Source organism: Rhizobium sp. J15 (genome assembly GCF_002531825.1).
Taxonomy (GTDB): domain Bacteria; phylum Pseudomonadota; class Alphaproteobacteria; order Rhizobiales; family Rhizobiaceae; genus Rhizobium.
In genome coordinates this window covers 13,439-31,923 of the sequence record NZ_NWSX01000062.1, presented here as the reverse complement: position 1 = coordinate 31,923, position 18,485 = coordinate 13,439, and the positions used below count along the sequence as shown (strand labels likewise).

Genomic DNA, 18,485 nt, shown 5'->3' with positions numbered 1-18,485 from the left:
AAATCCTGCCCCCGCAACCAAACAAATAGCCCGCGACGAGCGGGCTTTTTTGATTCTAAAAATATCAAAGCAAATCGCCGGCACGAAGACTTCACCTTCTCGGAGACGGAAGCATCTCGCTTTATCCCTCGCGAAAACCGGCGTGCGCGGTCGTGGCTTCCCATCTGGCATCCGCACGCCGAGGCTGCCATAAATGAGCTTCATCGAGGGAGGCATCGCGATGCAGAAGAACGCGCCGGACTTCAGCCTTGACGGTAAAGTGACTTTGGTGACCGGAGCTAGCCGTGGCATCGGTCGAGCTTGCGCACTTGCCTGTGCCGCAGCCGGCTCCGATATTGTTTTGGGGATCCGCGATGTCGCGGCGTCGGCGGGTCTGGTTGCCGAACTCGAGGGTGCGGGGCGAAAAGTTCTCCCTGTTGAACTGGAGATTCCCAATAAGACCCATATTGCCCAAGCTGTCGATGCTGCGCTCAAGGCGTTCGGTCGGATAGACATTCTCGTTAACAACGTCGGCGTGGCGCCGGGCAATCTTGCGGAGCTTGTTGAGGAGAAGGACCTTGACGAGATACTTGATGTCAACATCAAGGGCACCTTTCTGATGACGCAGGCAGTCGGTCGCCACATGATCAAACGCAACGGGGGCCGGATCATCAATATCAGCTCCCAGGCCGGTACTGTGGCACTGCGCGGCGAGTCCATTTATTGCATGAGCAAGGCGGCAATTAATCATCTTACGCGCTGCCTTGCAGCCGAATGGGCACGCCACAATGTCACCGTAAATACCGTATCGCCGACGTTCATCCACACGGATGGTACAGCCCCTTTCCTATCCGATGCCGACAATCGCAAAGCGACGCTCGGTCACATCCCACTCGGACGGATCGGTGAAACCGATGATGTGGTGGGTGCCGTCGTCTTCCTTGCCTCGCCGGCTGCGAGCCTCATCACCGGCGCGAACCTGCTCGTGGACGGCGGATGGTCCGTCGCCTGAGGCTGAGGTGCGCCTGCAGCGTAAGTCGTATGAGACGCGAACGACCGTCTCCCAGGATCAGGATCGCTGATGTGACCCAGCATCGACATGTTTTGAACTGCATTAATATGACTATTTACTAATTTAGATTCTGGTATACCGTCGATGTGCGATCGGCGCCTATGCCACACGTCGCTTTGCGACGGCCCTTGGAGGGGGCGAGCATGCGGCCGGCCGTAAGTCGCGAACGGGCCCTCGCAACCGCGGCCCCTGGGAGGAGTATTATGAAACAGCTGAAACGGAAAAATGCTGCCTTGTTTTTCGCTGCGTTGATGTTGAGTGCGGCGCCGATGGCTGCATCACATGCCGCCGACAAGCCGACACTCGCATTCGTTGTCAACGGAGCGTCCGACTTCTGGAAAGCCGCCGAGGCGGGGGTGAAGAAGGCACAGGGCGAGATGCCAGACTACAACATGGAACTGAAATATCCTGAGCAGGCGGCTGTCGCCATTCAGCAGCGTCTCATGGAAGATCTCGTCAGCGCCGGCGTCAAGGGTATCATGGTCTCCGCCGTCGATCCCAAGACCCAGACGGACGGTCTCAACAAGATCGGCTCGCAGACGGCTCTCTTCACTACCGACAGCGACGCGCCGAAGACCAACCGGGTCGCCTATATCGGTTCTTCGAACATCGACGCCGGCAAGCAGGCGGCCGAAATTGCCAAGAAGGCGATGCCGGACGGCGGGAAGTGCATGGGCTTCGTCGGTCTTCTGGGCGCCGATAACGCCCGCGAACGCATCGAGGGAATGAAGGAAGGGCTCAAGGGTACCAAGATCGAGCTTGTCGATGTTCGCGGTGACGACATCGACCAGACGCGCGCCAAAAAGAACGTCGAGGATGCGTTGGTGGCCAGCCCCGACCTGACCTGCATGGTCGGCTTCTACTCCTACAACACGCCGCGCATCTATGAGGCGCTGCGCGACGCAGGCAAACTCGGCCAGATCACCGTCGTCGGCTTTGATGACGATCCGATCACGCTCGGCGGTGTCAAGGAAGGCACGATCGCGGCAACCGTCGTACAGCAGCCGTTCGAATGGGCCTATCAGGGCATGAAATTGATGGCCGCCTACCTCAAGGGCGACAAATCAGGCGTTCCCGCCGATGGCTTGATCATCATCCCGACGGTGATCATCGGCAAGGATGACGTCGACAAATATGCTGCCAACCTGAAGGCCATGGCTGGAAAATAACCTCTTTCGCGGCGGCGGCACTCACCGCCGCCGCGAAGCGGGTTTCATGCCGCCAGCATCATTAGCCATGGACAGCCGATGAACCATAGTTCCGACATCCCGTCACCGGGCGCGCCCGTAACGCCGTTCCTTTCGCTTTCCGGCGTTGGCAAGACCTATCCAGGCGTCGTTGCGCTGGAAGGCCTGTCAATGGACATCATGCCAGGCGAGGTTATCGGTCTTGTCGGCGAAAACGGGGCTGGAAAATCGACGCTGATGAAAATTCTCGGCGGTGTGATCGCACCCGATCGGGGCACGATTCTGCTCGACGGAGCAGAGCTTCGTTTCCTCACCGTGGAGTCGAGCATCTCGTCCGGCATCGCCTTCGTGCATCAGGAGCTCAATCTTTTTGAGAATCTCGACGTCGCCGCCAATATCTTCCTGGGGCGCGAACCGCTGAAGGCGGGGCCTCTCAAGCTCGTCGATCGCGATCGACTAAGGGACATGGCAAAGCCGCTGTTGAAGCGCGTGGGCGCGCATTTTTCCGCCGACACACCCGTGGCGTCGCTTTCGCTGGCCGAGCAGCAGATGGTGGAAATCGCCAAGGCGCTGTCCATCAACGCGAGGCTCGTCATCTTCGACGAACCCACGTCCAGCCTGCCGCTGGCTGAAACCGAGCGGCTGCTCAGCATCATCAAATTGCTGAAGGCAGAGGGCATCAGTGTTATTTTCATCTCGCATCGGCTCCACGAGGTTGAGCGCGTGGCCGACCGGGTCGTCGTCCTCCGTGATGGCGCGCTTGCGGGCACTCTCGCCAAGAAGGAAATCGGCCACGACCAGATGGTCAAGCTGATGATTGGCCGGATGCTTGCGGCCCGTACGGCGAAGCCGCAGCGTTCACCAGGCTCAGTTGCGCTGAAGGTAAGTGCCGTGCGCACTGCGGCTTATCCCGGCCGTCCCGTTGATCTGGAAATCAGGTATGGAGAAATCCTCGGACTTGCGGGCCTCGTCGGGTCCGGCCGCACCGAGCTTGCCAGGGTGCTCTTTGGCATCGATCGCAGTTACGGCGGAGTCATCCTGCAGGACGGGCAGCAAATTGCCGTCCGTTCCGCGCGCGACGCCGTTGCTCGCGGTATTTTCCTGGTGCCGGAGGATCGAAAGCGCAACGGCATTCTTCTTGATTTCCCGATCGCCCAGAACATAACCCTTGCCGATCTCCCCATGCTTGCCAGCCGCTTCATGCTTTCCTCCGAGCGGGAGACGGCGGCGGCCGAAAAGCAGCGCGTTCGCCTCGGCATCAAGGCGCCCTCTGTTTCGAGCCGAACCGGCACTCTGTCCGGCGGCAACCAGCAGAAGGTCGTGCTTGCCAAATGGTTGTCGATGAGCCCGAAGGTGATGATCTTCGACGAGCCGACACGCGGCATCGATATCGGCGCGAAGAACGAGATCTACGGCCTGATGCGGGCACTTGCCGATGCCGGTGTCGCGATCCTGATGATCTCCAGCGACATGGAAGAAGTGATCGGCGTTTCGGACCGCATTGCCGTCATGCATGAGGGCCAGATCGCCGGCATTCTCGATGAGGACGAATTCAGTCAGGAAAGCGTCCTTTTGCTTGCTGTCGGCAAACGCGTAAAATAACCGCCGCGGCAATATAATTGATATCGGGGAATGGATCTCGAATGATCAAAAAAGATCTTGGACTGCTGCTTTTGATCGTCGTCGTAGGCATCGTCGTCGCGATCATCAATCCACGCTTCCTGCTGCCGATCAACCTGGCGAATACCGCCAACCTGATCGGCCTGTTCGGCATCCTGTCGATTGGCCAGGCCTACGTCATCATTACAGGCGGTATCGAACTTTCCGTGGGTTCGCTCGTCGCGCTTCTTGGCGTGCTGTTTGTCGATTTCGTCGCAGTCCAAGATATGCCATGGATGCTGGCGCTACCACTCATTCTCGTGCTCGGCGCGGCCATAGGCGCCATTCACGGCTGGCTGATCACCCGGCTGAACCTGCAGCCCTTCGTCGTCACCCTCTGCGGCCTCCTTATCTATCGCGGCGCGGCGCGCTTCTATACGGCCGACGGGACGGCGGGTTTTGCGTTCGGCCAAAATTTCCCGTACCTCGAGTTCCTGACCGCCGGACGGTTGTACGGCGTTCCCAACACCTTCATAGCGCTCGTCATCATTTCCGTGGTGATGTGGGTGGTGCTGCATCGCTCTGTCTTCGGGCGTTATCTCTATGCGATCGGCAAGAACGAGGAGGCGGCCCGCTATTCCGGTATCCGAACCGGTCGGATGGTGATGTCGGCCTATGTCATCTGCGGACTGCTTACGGCGCTCGCGGCAATCTATTTCGCCATGTACACACGCTCGATCTCGCCGGCCAGCCATGGCCAGTTCTATGAACTCTACGCAATTGCCGCTGCCGTGCTTGGCGGCTTTTCGCTCCGCGGCGGCGAGGGATCGATCGTGGGCGTCGTGCTCGGAACGGTCCTGCTCCAGGAGTTGCAGAACCTCGTGAATCTGCTTGGCATCCCATCTTCGCTGAATTTCGCCGTCATGGGCGGCGTGATCCTCATCGGCGTGCTGATCGACCAACAATGGAACGCGATCCGCGCACAGCGCCGACTCGCCTCTGCCGCCCGGCAGACCGAAGCCCGTGTTTCGGACGAGGGCAAATTGCCGGTGGTTGCCAATCAGGACCAGGTGTAGCGAACAGCTCAAAACTGAACTGGCAACCAAAGCTCGCAAAGCCCGCCTCGCGCGGGCTTTTGTCGTTCTGGATTGTCGAAATAATATCCCTGCAAGTTGTCATCGATTTTCAAGCGACGACGAACTGGTTGCTAAAAGGATAATATTCTAATATACATAGTTCAGGCGCATCATATATTTCCGTAGTCGCAAGTAACGTCCGTCCACTCGGCGGCGCCTATTTTCCTGTTCAGAGGGCAGTTCGATTTCATGAAGTAGATCAGAGATTTACAGGGGGGGAATCATGCAAAAATGGGGATCTTCTCCAACGGCGTCTCCATCCGGGAGGCATCGTCTTCAATCGGCAATCTCCGCGTTGCCTATGTTCTGCGCGATTGTGTTCCTCGCCGGAATTGCATCCGCGCAAGCGCCGACCGAAGAGCAGCGCGATGCGATCAGAGCAGAGTGCCGATCTGATTTCATGGCCAAATGCTCCGGGGTGACGCCGGGCGGTATCGAGGCGCTGACCTGCCTGCAGCAGCATAGCGCTGCGCTTTCGGAAGGCTGCCGGAAAGCGGTTTCTGCGGTGAACGTCAAACCCAAGTCGACGTCTGCAGAACCTACGCCGGCGGCACCTGCAAATACCGCGACGGCTACCCCTGCGCCGGCGACCGGCACGCCGGCGCACCAGCCGACACAGGCGCAGCGCAATGCGGTGAAATCGGCCTGCCAGCGCGATTTCATGGCGCAGTGTTCCGGCGTGACGCCGGGCGGTGCGGAGGCGCTCAGCTGCCTGCAACAGCACAGCGCTGCTCTATCGGCGCCATGCCAGCAGGCCGTTGCGGCATTGGGGGGATCGGGCGCACCGGCGACGGGCGATGCGGCTGCGACCGGCGCGATCACGCCCGCACCTCGGGCAATGATGCCGGCCTTCTCCCCGCGCGAGGAAGTGATGATCCTGCGGGAAACCTGCGGAGCGGACTTTCAGGCATTCTGCCGCATGGTGCCTTTGGGAGGAGGGCGGGGCATCGCCTGCCTGCGGGACAATCTGCCGCGCGTATCGCCGGCCTGCCACCGCGTGCTGACCTCGGGCTTGTAGCGCCTGTTCGAAGGCTTCCTTCCCAAAAGATGCTCTCGCGTTCCAGCGCGAGAGCCGTGAGCGGAATACCGCAAAGGCCGGCAAGCGGAGTTTGCCCGCATGCATGCATTGCATCTCTCACATTTTATGCGCGGCTGCGGCAGGTCCGGCAGCCTTTACCTTCAATTCGATGAAATCAATGACGACACGAACGAAAGGCATTGCCATGTCATCGACTCCTTCTTTCCAGCGATTGAAACGGATTTTCCTATATGCCTCGCTTGCCGCCAGCCTTACGCCGGTGAGTGCGTGGGCGGATGATGCAAAAGCTCTTCTCAAGACCATGTCCGACTTCCTGACGGCGCAGAAGACGATATCCTTCACCTACCAATCGTCACTCGAAGCGGTGACGCCCGACTTCGAGAAGCTCCAGTTCGTCAGCTCCGGGACGGCCAATATGACACGCCCCGACAAGCTGCGCGTCACAAGGACCGGCGGATTCGCCGACCTCGACGTCAGCTTCGACGGCTCGTCGCTGACGGTGCATGGCAAGAACCTCGATGCCTATGCCAAGATCGATGGAAAAGGTTCGCTCGACGACCTGATCGACAGGCTGATGACGGCCGGCGTCGAGGCGCCGGGAGCGGATCTGCTGTCGTCCAATGTCTATGATGTGCTTATGTCCGACGTGACGGAGGCCAAGCATATTTCGAGCGCTTTCGTCGATGGCGTCGAATGCGAATATCTGGCCTTCCGAACGCCGGAAATCGATTGGCAGATTTGGATACAGACGGGCTCGCAACCCATCCCGCGCCGTTACGTCATCACCAGCAAGCATGTCGTCCAGGCGCCGCAATACACGCTCGAAATCAGCGATTTCAAAAGCGGGGCGGATGTCGCGGCCGTTGCCTACACCATCGAAATTCCAGCCAGTGCGAAGACGGTCGATCTCAGCGAGATGCAGTCGCTCGACGAGCTTCCGGCCGCCGCCGATATGGGAGAAGCGAAATGACCTATAACAAGCTGCTGTTCGCCCTCAGCCTTGCCGGCGTCCTGACGTTTACCGATTTCCGCATCGAGCGACAGGCATCCATGCCGTTGTCGATCGGCTTCGCGACGCCGGCCGAAGCCGTCATCGGCAGGCCGCTGACGCCGCTCTCCTATGCAGGCGTGGCCCGGCGGACGACGCGCCGGGTGGTCACACGCACGACGACGACAATCGCCGTGCTTCCGGCAGGTTGCCGCTATGGCCCCTATTTCGGTGGCTATTATTATCGATGCGGCGCTTATTATTACGCCAAGAGCGGCAACGTCTATGTGCAGGTGATCGTCCAGTAACCGTCACCCTATCCGACTTTCGATATCTCCGCTTCAGCCACTGTTGCGGCGGAGTTTGCGGCCGCGCCGCGTCGCTTCCAGTATTCCTCGAGACGCTGCAACAGCACGTAGAAAGAGGGAACGAAGAGGACGGCGAGGCAGGTCGAGGCGATCATGCCGCTGAAGACCGAAATGCCGATCGATTTGCGCGCCGATGCGCCCGCACCTGTTGCCAGCACCAGCGGCAGCACGCCGAGGATGAAGGCGAAGGACGTCATCAGGATCGGCCGGAAGCGCAGACGTGCGGCTTCGACGGCCGCATCCAGGATTTCCATGCCTTCGGCTCGCTTCTCTCGTGCATATTCGACGATGAGGATGGCGTTCTTGGCGGCGAGCGCGATCAGCAGGATAAGGCCGATCTGCGTATAGAGATTGTTGGCCACACCCGCCGCGGTGAGGGCTGCCACCGTGCCGAGGAGGGCCAGCGGCACGGCTGATATGACCGCCAGCGGCAGGATCCAGCTTTCATACTGGCCGGCGAGCACGAAATAGACGAGCAGCATGGCAAGCGCGAAGACGAAGTAGATCTGCCCGCCGACCGCCTTCTCCTGATAGGAAAGTGCGGTCCATTCGAAACCGGTGCCAGCCGGCAAGGTATGATCGGCAATCTGCTCCATCACCTCGAGCGACTGGCCGGAACTGAAGCCCGCGGCCGGTCCGCCGACGATGGTCGCTGTGGGATAGAGATTGTAGAGGCTGATCAGAGAGGGACCTTGCGTCCTCGTGACATCGACGACCGTGCCGAGCGGCACCATGGTTCCGTCGCCGGCCTTGACCTTGAGGTTGCGGATGTCTTCGGGGCTGACACGGAAATCGGAAGCGGCTTGCGCATAGACCTGGAAGGTGCGGCCGAATTTGTTGAATTGGGTGACGTAGCTCGATCCGACATAGCCGGAGAGAGCGGAAAAGACCTGTCCCACGGTAATGCCCAATGTCTCGGCCTTGATGCGGTCGACGGAAACGGCGAGCTGCGGCACGTTCGAGCGAAACGGCGTGCTCAGCCTTTGCAGCGATGATTGGGCATTGCCGTTCTTGACGATCGTATCGGCAAGCGATTGCAGCAGCGGATAATCGGATATACCGTTCCGGAGCTCGACCTGCATGGTAAAGCCGTTGGCATTGCCGACGCCCTGGATCGGCGGCGGCACGACCACGAGCGTCTTGGCGGTCAGCACGTGCTGCAGGGCGTTGTTCAGATGCTGGTAGATCGACAGCAGGTCCTGTCCCTTTTCCTTGCCGCGCTCATCCCAATCCTTGAGGACGACATAGGCGACGCCGGCATTCTGCAGGCTGGCGCTGTTGTCGAGGACCGAAATGCCGCTGATGGTCAGCACCTGATCGACCCCGGGCGCGGCCTCGGCGATCTTGCCGACCTCTTCCATCACGGCATCCGTCCGCTCCTTCGAGGCGCCGTCGGGCAATTGCGCACTGATCAGCACATAGCCTTGATCTTCGAGCGGCAGGAAGGCGGTCGGCAGGCGGGTGAGGCCCCAGATGGCGACCCCGATCAACGCGAGCGCTGCGATGGCCATGATGCCGCTGCGGCGCGTCATCGATCCGATCAATCCGGCATAGTGGCGTTCCCCCCAATCGTAGCCCCTGTTGAAGCCGCGATAGAAGACGTTGCGTTTTTCGGGCGGCACCGGTGAGCGCAGCCAGAGGGCGCATTGCGTCGGTTTCAGGGTGACGGCGTTGATGGCGCTGATCAGCGCGGTTGCGGCGATGACGAGCGCGAACTGCCGATAGAGCTGCCCGGTCAGGCCGGGCAGGAAAGCGGCCGGAATGAAAACGGCCATCAGCACGAGTGTGATGCCGATGACCGGGCCGAGCAGTTCCTCCATTGCCTTCTCGGCCGCCTTCCGGCCGGACATGCCCGCCTCGATGTGGCGGGCGACGCCTTCGACGATGACGATGGCATCGTCGACGACGATCCCGATGGCGAGAACGATGGCAAAGAGCGTCGAGAGATTGACCGTGAAGCCCAATGCCGCCATGGCCGCGAAGGCGCCGATGATGGTGACCGGAACGGTGGTTGCGGGCACGAGCATCGCCCGCCAATCCTGCAGGAAAATGAGAATGACGATGAGAACGAGCACGCCCGCCTCGATCAGGGTGACGTAAACCTCGTCGATCGAGGCTTCGACGAATTTCGTCGTGTCGAACGGCACGTGATATTCGAGGCCGGGCGGGAAGCTCTTCGACAGTTCCTCCATCTTCGCGCGTACCGCCTGGGCCACCGCAATGGCGTTCGCCTCCGGCAATTGGAAAATGCCGATACCGGCCGCCGGCCGGCCGTTCTGCATGAAGGACTGGCTGTAGGTCTGGGCGCCGAGCTCGACGCGGCCGATATCGCGCACGCGGGTAATGCGGCCGCCCTGTCCGCTTTCGACCTTGACGACGATGTTTTCGTAATCGGCCGCTTCGTTCAGCCGACCGTTTACATTAAGCGTGTACTGGAAGAGCTGCCCTTTCGGCACCGGCGGAATGCCGATCTGGCCCGCGGCGACCTCCTGGCTCTGCTGCTGCACGACGTTGACGACATCCTGCGGGGTCAGGCCGCGCGCCTGCAGCAGGTTCGGATCCATCCAGATCCGCATGGCGTATTGGCCGGCGCCGAACACCGTGACGTTGCCGACACCCGGCAGGCGGGAGAGCTCGTTCTGCAGATTGATGACGGCATAGTTCGACAGGAACAGGCTGTCATAGCGGCTGTCGGGCGAGGTCAGGCTGACGAAACCGAGGATCGCCGTCGATTTCTTCTGCGTCGTCACGCCCTGAAGCTGCACCGCCTCGGGAAGCGACGACATTGCGATGGCGACACGGTTCTGCACCAGGACCTGCGCCTGATCGGGATCCGTTCCGATGGCAAAGGTGACGGTCAGGGAATAGGTGCCGTCGCTGGCGCTCGTCGACTGCATGTAGAGCATATCCTGCACGCCGTTGACCTGCTGCTCGATCGGCAGCGCCACGGTGTCGACGAGGGTTTGCGCGCTGGCGCCGGGAAAACGGGTCGTCACCTGCACCGTCGGCGGAACGACGTTCGGATATTGCGCCACCGGCAGTTGGAAGAGGGCGACCGCGCCGATGAGCACGAAGACCAATGCCAGGACGTTGGCGAGTACCGGCCGCTCGATGAAGAAACGCGAGATCATGCTGCTGTCCTTTGGACGTTCAGATGAAGCACGGTGGCGAAGTCATTGCGTGGTTGTGTTGGCCTTGGCATCGCCGGCAGCGGTGGCCGCCGGGTTCATTTCCATCTTCTCGGGCGCGACCTTGCTGCCGGGGATTGCCTGCTGGACACCCTGGATGACGACGAGGTCCGCCGGGTCGAGGCCGGATTCCACGACGCGCAGCGGGCCTTCACGCTGGCCCGTCTTGATCGGCTTCTGCTCGACGACGTCGTCCTTGCCGAGAACGAGAACGTAGCTGCCGAGCTGGTTCGTTCCGATCGCGTCGTCGCGCACAAGAAGGGCCTTGTCATTGTGGCCGACCGGCACGCGCACCCTGACGAAGAGGCCGGGCAGCATGGCGTGGTCCTTGTTGTCGAACAAGGCGCGCACCTGAAGCGTGCCTGTTGAGGCGTCGAGCTGAGGCGAGACATAGTCGAGATGGCCCTTGTGCGGATAGCCTTCTTCGGTCTGCAGACCGATCTCGGCCGGTATGCTCGGAAGATCCGTCTGCCTGAAAGTGTGTCCCTGTTTAGCCAGGGTTTGCTTGATCATCAGCACCTGCGTTTCGCTGACGTTGAAATAGGCATAGAGCGGATCGGTCTGAACGATGCTGGCGAGTTTGGTGGGACCGGACACGCCGACCAGCGTGCCGATATCGACGAGGTGATCGGTGACGATGCCGTCGAAGGGGGCGAGCACTTCCGTGTAGCCGAGATTGATCGTCGCGAGCTCGACATTGGCCTGGGCGTTGAGGATGGCGGCATTCGCTTCGTCGAGCGTCGCCTTGGCGCTATCGACCGCGGTCTGGGTGGTGACCTCCTGCTTCATAAGATTGAGCTGCCGGTCATATTCCTGCTTTGCGCCGACCTGGGAGGCCTGCTGCGAGGCGAGCGACGCTTTGGCCTGATCCAGCTGCGCCTGATAGGTATCGCGCTCGATGCCGAAGAGCTTGGCGTCCTTCTTCACCATCATGCCGTCCTGATAGTCGATGGACTGGATATAGCCCTGGACGCGCGCCTCGATATCGACGGAATTGAGCGGCGCCGTGTTGCCGGTGAGCTCGAAATAGAGCGTGACCGGTTGCTGGACCGGCTGTGCGACGCGAACAGGCGGCGGCGGGGGCGGCACATAGCTGTTGCCGCTCTCCTCGCAGCCGGCGAGAATCGCCATGCCGGAAAATGTCAGAAAAAGTCGCAGACCCTGATGCAATCTCCCACGCATTGCCGCCGCCTCGACATGTCAAGAGCCCGCTGCATAATTCCTGCAATCGGAATCGATCGAAGGATAAATTATGCAGCAATTCAAAGTGCGACAGCGTCCTTTGCGCGTCTGAAAGACGCGCGTGCTGTCGTCTTCATGCGTGCCTCGACGGCGGCCCCAACCGGCCTGCCGAAGGTTCAAGGCATGTGATATTATGTCGCGGCATTGCTAAAAATTGCAATAGCCCTCCGTGCACAATTGAATAGCGTCAGAGCGAAAAGGCCGGGCCTTGGGAATGGATCGTTCTGGCGATGTCCTGAACCGGCTATGGTTTTCCCAGGCGTTCGATGGCGGATTGCAAGGGTGCGTTCGAAACGCGGACCAGCCCGATGTAAGGATTGGCCATATCCGAGATCAGAAAGACCGCTCCGGCGACGGAAAAGGCGCAGACAAAGAGAATGGAAAGCACGGTCGGGTTTGGCGGCGCCTGCAGCCCGAAGGTCGCAAAAAGCAGTGAGAGCCAACAAATGAGAACACCGAGAAAAGCCCAGGGCAAACCCTCGCTGCCGGATTCGACCATCAGCCAGTGCGTTTCCGCCACCACGCCGCTCACGTCGAGAGCACGCGCCTGGAGCGAGCGCTGCACGGCATCCCGCGGCGAGAGGGATCGAAGGTCGCCCTGCACCGCTTCGATGTCCTGGTATTCCCCCAAGTCCTTGCCGGATGTCTCATCGGTGGTCTCGGCGGTCCAGCCACGGCTCAGCCGTCTTTCGATGAGCTCACGCAGCAGCCGGCGCGCATGGTCGGTTTCCGGTCCGTATTGCGCCATGACGCGATCGAGCAGCAGGACCCGCGCTGCTGCCGTCCGCATCTCCGCTTCGGCAGTGTCGTACGTGGACTTGGCGGATGCGATCAGCAGGCCAAGCGCCAAGGCCGATAGCGTTCCCACCACTGCGGTTGCGAGCCTGATGACATCCTTGGATTCCGTACTGAGATGATGATCTGGCAAGCGGCCGCGCACGATCATTCCTATCGATGTCGCCGCCGACAGAAAGACAAATACAAGCCCGCCAAGCAATAGTGAGCTCAAGTCCGGTCCCCTTACCGTCTCCCCGATCCCGCAAGTGTCGTGAGATGTGCGAGATTTTCGCCATCATAGCGGAGGACGGGCGAAGCGCGGAATCTTTACTTTGTATCGCGGCCATCGGGCGAGATGCCACGGAAGTCATTGCTGGAAAATCAGCAGCACGTAAGCCATGAAAAGCACCAGGTGGACGGCGCCCTGCATGAGATGCGTGCGGCCGCTGGCGAAGGTAATGATGCTGACGGCAAGGGTGAGCAGGAGCATCACCAGATCACCGTGTTCCAGACCCAGGGTAACCGGGTGTCCGTAGAGATGGCTGACGGCCAACATCGCCGGCACGGTCAAGCCGATCGTGGACAGGACGGAACCCAGGAAGATATTGACGGAGCGCTGAAGATTGTCGGCGATCGATGCGCGCACGGCGCTGATTGCCTCGGGCGTGGCGACAAGGACGGCCATGATGACACCGCCGAAAGCGGTTGGGGCATGCAGGGTTTCGATGATGTAATCGATCGGCCGCGCCAGCTGTTCGACCAGAAAGACCACCGGACCCATATAGGCGAAGAGCAGGACGGTATTGGGCCAGATCGGCCCGTGAGGCGGAGCTTGTTCGCCGTGGTGCTCACGCCGGCCGTCGCTGGTGAAATATTCCTGATGGCGGCCGGCCTGGAGAGACAGGAACGTGGCGTAGAGACCGACCGAGACGATGCCCAGTATCAATTGCCGCGGCGCCGATGGATGCTGTCCGTCCGGACCGGCCAGAAATGTCGGCATGACCAGGCTCAGCGTCGCGAGCGGCACGATGACGCCGAGATAGGCATTGGCGCCCTGCAGATTATGCTGCTGCTCCGGCCGCCGCCAGGCCCCAAGCAGCAATGACAGGCCGACCATGCCGTTCAGGATGATCATGACGACCGCAAACAGGGTGTCGCGGGCAAGCGTGGGGTTGTTTTCGCCGTGAATCATGACGGCTGATATCGCCATGACTTCGATCGAGGTGATGGCAAGCGTCAGAATGAGCGTGCCGTACGGCTCTTTCAGCCGCTCGGCCAAACGATCCGCATGCCGGACGACCGATAAGGCCGAGCCCAGGACGACGGCAAACAGCCAGCCGAAAACCACGGTGAACCAAAGCGGATCGGAGAGCCGGGCGAAGAGCGGCTCGGGAAAGGCAATGAATATCAGGCTGGTGGCGATGCTGACGCCGAGGAACCATTCCCTGCGCAGGCTGGTCCCCCCGACGGTGCGCGATATCGGCCCGTCAGTCATCGCAACCACCGCCATCCGGCAAATTCCGCCGCGATACGCTCATCCATACCGTTATGTCCCGCCCGCTGTTCCGCGTCCGCCGCATGAAGGGACCAAACGGCCGATTGCCTTCATGCGGAAGCCCCTGCCTTTCTCAGAATATCAAAACGACCCCATCACGCCAGAGGGCTGCAATCGGGGCAAGCCCTTCGGCTATTCGCGGCCGGTGGACGGGATCGCGGCGCCGGTGACGACGGCTGCGGCCGGTGAAATCAGGAAGGCGATGAGACGGGCGATCGACTGCGGCGATACCCAGCCTTCCGTCTTCGCGTTGGGCATGGCGGCGCGATTCTCGGGCGTGTCGATCGTTCCGGGCAGGATGCAATTGGCGGTGATGCGGTCGTCGCGGCATTCGGCGGCGATCGCTTCGGTCAGCCGGATGACCGCCGCTTTCGAGGCGGCATAGGCGGCCTGGTTGGCGCCTGCCTTCAGGCCGGGCGCGGCGGCGACATGGACGATGCGGCCGTAGCCGGCAGCCTTCATGATGGGGAGAACGGCAGCGCTGATCGTCAGCGCCGTGTCGGCATTGGCGGTCATCATCATCTTCCATTGCGCGGGCGCATCCGGCCCGACCGGCCCCATCTGGAAGCCGCCGACCGTGTTGACCAATGCGCTGACGCCGCCGAAACGCGCGACGGCCTGGGCGACGGCGGCGGTACAGGAACCGTAATCGGCAAGATCCGTTCCCGCGATCGGCAGAAACTCGGTGGAGGCGGGAAGATCGTTGGCCAGGCTTTCCAGCCCGTGGCTCGAACGATTGATACAGACGAGTTTCATACCGGCGGCGGCAAGCTCACGGACGACGGCGCGGCCGAGATTGCCTCCGGCGCCCGTGACGATAACGGCTTTCTGGTCACTCATGAACGGATCTCCTGCGAGCCGGTGTTGAACGATACCGCATTGTTGATCCACGCTCAGCGGCAGCGCAAGCCTCGAAGGAGTATGAGGATATTGAGGCTAGGTCGTCTGCCTGACTTTGGTGTCCGGCACCATGCAGGCCTCGCCGCCGAAGAGGCGGGAGCGGGTAAGGAAGCGTTTCTCCCGGCCATTGTCGAGCGAGAACATGCCGCCGCGACCGGGCACGACGTCGATGATCAACTGCGTATGCTTCCAGGCTTCGAACTGGCTGGCGCTGATATAGACCGGCACGCCGCCGATCTCGCCGAGCTTGACGTCGCTGTCGCCGATCATGAATTCATTGGCGGGGTAACACATGGGCGAGGAGCCGTCGCAGCAGCCGCCGGACTGGTGGAAGAGAATATCGGGATGATCGCGTTTGATTTCCGCGATGAGATCGAGCGCCGCGTCGGTTGCGAGAACACGCGGTTCGCCGTTGACGGTCGTTTCCATCGTTCTTCCTCCAAGGTTTCGGGAGGAAGAAATTCCCCTCCCCAACCCCTCCCCACAAGGGGAGGGGCTATGATGCCGCTCCGGCAATTTTCCTCGCCGAAGTCTCGGCAAGGCGATGCATTGCTTTTAGAGCGAGGCGGTTCAACGCGTTAAGCCCCTCCCCCTTGTGGGAAGGGGTTGGGGAGGGGCTTTGACCTCTCCCACCATGCGGACGCTTCTCAGAAGAAGCCGAGCGCCTTCGGGCTGTAGCTTACCAGCATGTTCTTGGTCTGCTGGTAATGATCGAGCATCATCTTGTGGGTTTCGCGGCCGATGCCGGACTGCTTGTAACCGCCGAAGGCGGCGTGGGCGGGGTAGGCGTGGTAGCAGTTGGTCCAGACGCGGCCGGCCTGGATCTCGCGGCCGAAGCGGTAGCAGCGATTGGCGTCGCGGCTCCAGACGCCGGCGCCGAGGCCGTAGAGCGTGTCGTTGGCGATTTCGAGCGCTTCCTTCTCGTCCTTGAAGGTCGTGACCGAGACGACAGGCCCGAAGATCTCTTCCTGGAACACGCGCATCTTGTTGTGCCCCTTGAAGACCGTCGGCTTGACGTAGTAGCCGTTCGCCAGCTCGCCGCCGAGATCGTTGCGCGAGCCGCCGGCCAGAACCTGAGCCCCTTCCTGCTTGCCGATGTCGAGATAGGCGAGGATCTTTTCCAACTGCTCGTTCGATGCCTGGGCGCCGATCATGGTCGCGGGATCGAGCGGGTTGCCCTGTTTGATCGCCTCGACGCGTTTGACGGCCTTTTCCATGAAGCGGTCGTAGATCGATTCCTGGACGAGGGCGCGGCTCGGGCAGGTGCAGACTTCGCCCTGGTTGAGGGCGAACATCGCGAAGCCTTCGAGCGCCTTGTCGAGGAAGTCGTCATCCTCGGCCATCACGTCGGCGAAGAAGATGTTCGGCGACTTGCCGCCGAGCTCCAGCGTCACCGGAATGAGGTTCTGGCTGGCGTACTGCATGATGAGCCGGCCGGTCGTCGTCTCGCCGGTGAAGGCGATCTTGGCGATGCGGGGGCTGGTTGCCAGCGGCTTGCCGGCCTCGATGCCGAAACCGTTGACGATGTTGAGCACGCCGGGTGGCAGGAGGTCGCCGACGAGTTCGGCCCAGAGCAGGATCGACGCAGGTGTCTGCTCGGCGGGCTTCAGCACGACGCAGTTGCCGGCGGCAAGCGCGGGGGCAAGCTTCCAGGCGGCCATCAGGATCGGGAAGTTCCAGGGAATGATCTGGCCGACGACGCCGAGCGGTTCGTGGAAGTGATAGGCGATCGTATCGTGGTCGATTTCGCCGATCGAGCCTTCCTGGGCGCGGATGCAGGAAGCGAAGTAGCGGAAGTGGTCGATCGCCAGCGGAATGTCCGCCGCCATGGTTTCGCGGATCGGCTTGCCGTTGTCCCAGGTCTCGGCCTGGGCGAGCAGTTCCAGCTTGTCCTCCATGCGCTGGGCAATCTTCATGAGGATGTTGGAGCGCTCGGCAGCGGAGGTGCGGCCCCACTTGTCCTTGGCCGCATGGGCGGCGTCGAGTGCGAGGTTGACGTCCTTTTCATTGGAGCGGGGAATGTCGCAGAGCTTGCCGCCGGTGACGGGCGTCAGGTTTTCGAAGTATTTGCCCTCGACCGGCTCGCGCCATTCGCCGCCGATATAGTTGCCATATTTCAGCTTGAACGGCGACTCGACGACCTTTTGATGAAGCATGTCATCCTCCCTTGATGATCAGGTTCCGAAGTGAACCAGTGGGAGGAAAATGTGCGCGTTTTGCCGAAGGGGATAGGGCGCGGCACCAATACCGCACTGCACAGTGTCGCAGACTTGCGACAGGATCGCGCCGTGACTGCCCGTGCCGGCGGAACCGTCGGGCGTCCGCTCAGTGGAGGTCGAATTTCTTCATCTTCCGATGCAGGGTGGCGCGGCTGATGCCGAGCGCGGCGGCCGCCTGGGAGACGTTGCCGCTGGTGCGCGACAGCGCCCGCAGCAGGGCTGCCTTTTCCGCCTCGACGATCTCTTCCTGCTGCGAGACGCTTGCCTCATGCAGGGCATCGGCGGCCGGGATGCCGGCGGCGATCCGCTTGTCGTCGAGCTGCAGCGCGATGCGGGCGGCCCGGGTTGCACCGAGCACGAGGTCGTGCCTGTCGACCGCAAGCAGGGCGGCGGCGGAATTGACCCCGGCCGGGACCATCAGGAAACGGGCGCCGGCGAAGGCCGAGCGGAAGAGGTTGAGTTCGATGCGCATCGCCGCATCGCGCACGGTCTGCGTCAGGATCGCCAGCGTCATCTCGTTGACGTCTTCCCGGCATGTCGAGATGTCGAGGGCTGCGGCGAGTTCACCGCGATGATCGCGGATCGGCGTTGTCGTGCAGCTCAGGCGGATATTCGAGCAGAAGAAATGCTGGTCGCGGAAGATGGCGACGGCGCGTTCGTCGGCGAGCGCGGTGCCGATGCCGTTGGTGCCGATGCTGGCTTCGGTCCATACCGAGCCTGTCCAGAGGCCGAGATCGCGGAAGTCCTTGTCGTCGCCGGCCGCTCCCCGGCGCTCCAGCGCAATACCGTTCCTGTCGGTCAGCAGGATGCAGCAGCCGGCTTTGCCGACGGTGGTGAAGAGGCGGTCGAGCTCGTCCGTCGCGCCGGCAACCAGCCGTTCGGACTGCTCGCGCGCATGCTGGAATTCCTCGTCGGTGAGACGCAGCGGCGCACGTTCTTCTTCGGGGGCGAGCTGGTGCATGGTCATGCATCGGCGCCAGGAGGCGACGATCGGCGAACTCGCGGCAGCGGAATTCCGATGCGCAGAGGTGTAGACATGCTCTGCGTGCGCTGACTGTTCGTGCATCTGCTCCTCCCACGGAACTTCAGCATAGTCTGATAGAAAAGCGGCCGGTTTGCAATTGCAGGCATCGATGGCCGCCTTCCTCCTCACCCCGGGCCGGGCTCTATGCTGAAAAGCGTGGGCAATCCTCGCACGGCATCATGCGCCGCGTCTTTGATCTAGATCCGCTTTAA

General features: G+C 61.4%; 17 protein-coding genes. 7 read left to right on the top strand and 10 right to left on the bottom strand.

The window, feature by feature from the left end; genetic code table 11:
- On the bottom strand, nucleotides 1-204 hold a 204-nt coding region (locus CO670_RS33280), incomplete at its 3' end, for a hypothetical protein (protein WP_210202700.1).
- Between the two features lie 16 nt (nucleotides 205-220).
- On the opposite strand from CO670_RS33280, the gene CO670_RS30110 reads away from it, so the two are divergent.
- The 5 genes from CO670_RS30110 to CO670_RS30090 all read left to right on the top strand — a co-directional run bounded on the left by CO670_RS30110 (nucleotide 221) and on the right by CO670_RS30090 (nucleotide 5,991).
- Complete coding sequence (locus CO670_RS30110; protein ID WP_097593654.1) at nucleotides 221-991, top strand: glucose 1-dehydrogenase; 771 nt, start codon at nucleotides 221-223, stop codon at nucleotides 989-991.
- 263 nt (nucleotides 992-1,254) lie between these two features.
- Entirely contained in the window at nucleotides 1,255-2,220 is a 966-nt protein-coding gene (locus CO670_RS30105) for a sugar-binding protein (RefSeq protein WP_097593652.1), read from the top strand.
- A 78-nt stretch (nucleotides 2,221-2,298) separates the two neighbouring features.
- Nucleotides 2,299-3,840, top strand: a complete 1,542-nt coding sequence (locus CO670_RS30100) for a sugar ABC transporter ATP-binding protein (RefSeq protein WP_097593650.1) — start codon at nucleotides 2,299-2,301, stop codon at nucleotides 3,838-3,840.
- Nucleotides 3,841-3,881: 41 nt separating this feature from the next.
- A complete protein-coding gene (locus tag CO670_RS30095; protein WP_097593649.1) occupies nucleotides 3,882-4,913 on the top strand; it encodes an ABC transporter permease in 1,032 nt (343 codons plus the stop codon).
- 283 nt (nucleotides 4,914-5,196) lie between these two features.
- Nucleotides 5,197-5,991: a hypothetical protein gene (locus tag CO670_RS30090; protein ID WP_097593648.1), complete on the top strand. Its 795-nt coding sequence runs from the start codon at nucleotides 5,197-5,199 to the stop codon at nucleotides 5,989-5,991.
- 117 nt (nucleotides 5,992-6,108) lie between these two features.
- Here CO670_RS30090 and CO670_RS33545 read toward each other — a convergent pair whose 3' ends face one another.
- Nucleotides 6,109-6,315: a hypothetical protein gene (locus CO670_RS33545; RefSeq protein WP_245426133.1), complete on the bottom strand. Its 207-nt coding sequence runs from the start codon at nucleotides 6,313-6,315 to the stop codon at nucleotides 6,109-6,111.
- Here CO670_RS33545 and CO670_RS30085 point away from each other — a divergent pair.
- Entirely contained in the window at nucleotides 6,314-6,982 is a 669-nt protein-coding gene (locus tag CO670_RS30085) for a DUF2092 domain-containing protein (protein WP_245426130.1), read from the top strand. The two genes, CO670_RS33545 and CO670_RS30085, sit on opposite strands and share 2 nt — an antisense overlap.
- Nucleotides 6,979-7,308 (top strand): hypothetical protein, encoded by a 330-nt coding sequence (locus CO670_RS30080; protein WP_097593645.1) that lies wholly within the window; start codon nucleotides 6,979-6,981, stop codon nucleotides 7,306-7,308. Before CO670_RS30085 ends, CO670_RS30080 begins: the two co-directional genes overlap by 4 nt.
- Nucleotides 7,309-7,316: 8 nt before the next feature.
- Here the strand turns inward: CO670_RS30080 and CO670_RS30075 are convergent, their stop codons facing one another.
- The 8 genes from CO670_RS30075 to CO670_RS30040 all read right to left on the bottom strand — a co-directional run bounded on the left by CO670_RS30075 (nucleotide 7,317) and on the right by CO670_RS30040 (nucleotide 18,315).
- Nucleotides 7,317-10,499, bottom strand: coding sequence for a multidrug efflux RND transporter permease subunit (locus tag CO670_RS30075; protein WP_097593644.1), 3,183 nt, complete (start codon nucleotides 10,497-10,499; stop codon nucleotides 7,317-7,319).
- Between the two features lie 42 nt (nucleotides 10,500-10,541).
- Nucleotides 10,542-11,738, bottom strand: coding sequence for an efflux RND transporter periplasmic adaptor subunit (locus tag CO670_RS30070; RefSeq protein WP_097593642.1), 1,197 nt, complete (start codon nucleotides 11,736-11,738; stop codon nucleotides 10,542-10,544).
- 304 nt (nucleotides 11,739-12,042) lie between these two features.
- Complete coding sequence (locus CO670_RS30065; protein WP_176539060.1) at nucleotides 12,043-12,807, bottom strand: DUF4239 domain-containing protein; 765 nt, start codon at nucleotides 12,805-12,807, stop codon at nucleotides 12,043-12,045.
- Nucleotides 12,808-12,942: 135 nt separating this feature from the next.
- Nucleotides 12,943-14,070, bottom strand: a complete 1,128-nt coding sequence (locus tag CO670_RS30060) for a calcium:proton antiporter (RefSeq protein ID WP_097593653.1) — start codon at nucleotides 14,068-14,070, stop codon at nucleotides 12,943-12,945.
- Between the two features lie 192 nt (nucleotides 14,071-14,262).
- Nucleotides 14,263-14,970 (bottom strand): SDR family NAD(P)-dependent oxidoreductase, encoded by a 708-nt coding sequence (locus CO670_RS30055; protein ID WP_097593640.1) that lies wholly within the window; start codon nucleotides 14,968-14,970, stop codon nucleotides 14,263-14,265.
- Between the two features lie 96 nt (nucleotides 14,971-15,066).
- Nucleotides 15,067-15,459, bottom strand: a complete 393-nt coding sequence (locus tag CO670_RS30050) for a DUF779 domain-containing protein (RefSeq protein ID WP_097593638.1) — start codon at nucleotides 15,457-15,459, stop codon at nucleotides 15,067-15,069.
- A gap of 218 nt (nucleotides 15,460-15,677) precedes the next feature.
- Nucleotides 15,678-17,186 (bottom strand): aldehyde dehydrogenase, encoded by a 1,509-nt coding sequence (gene adh, locus CO670_RS30045; protein ID WP_097593637.1) that lies wholly within the window; start codon nucleotides 17,184-17,186, stop codon nucleotides 15,678-15,680.
- Nucleotides 17,187-17,355: 169 nt separating this feature from the next.
- Nucleotides 17,356-18,315 (bottom strand): helix-turn-helix domain-containing protein, encoded by a 960-nt coding sequence (locus CO670_RS30040; RefSeq protein ID WP_097593636.1) that lies wholly within the window; start codon nucleotides 18,313-18,315, stop codon nucleotides 17,356-17,358.
- Nucleotides 18,316-18,485: the final 170 nt, after the last annotated feature.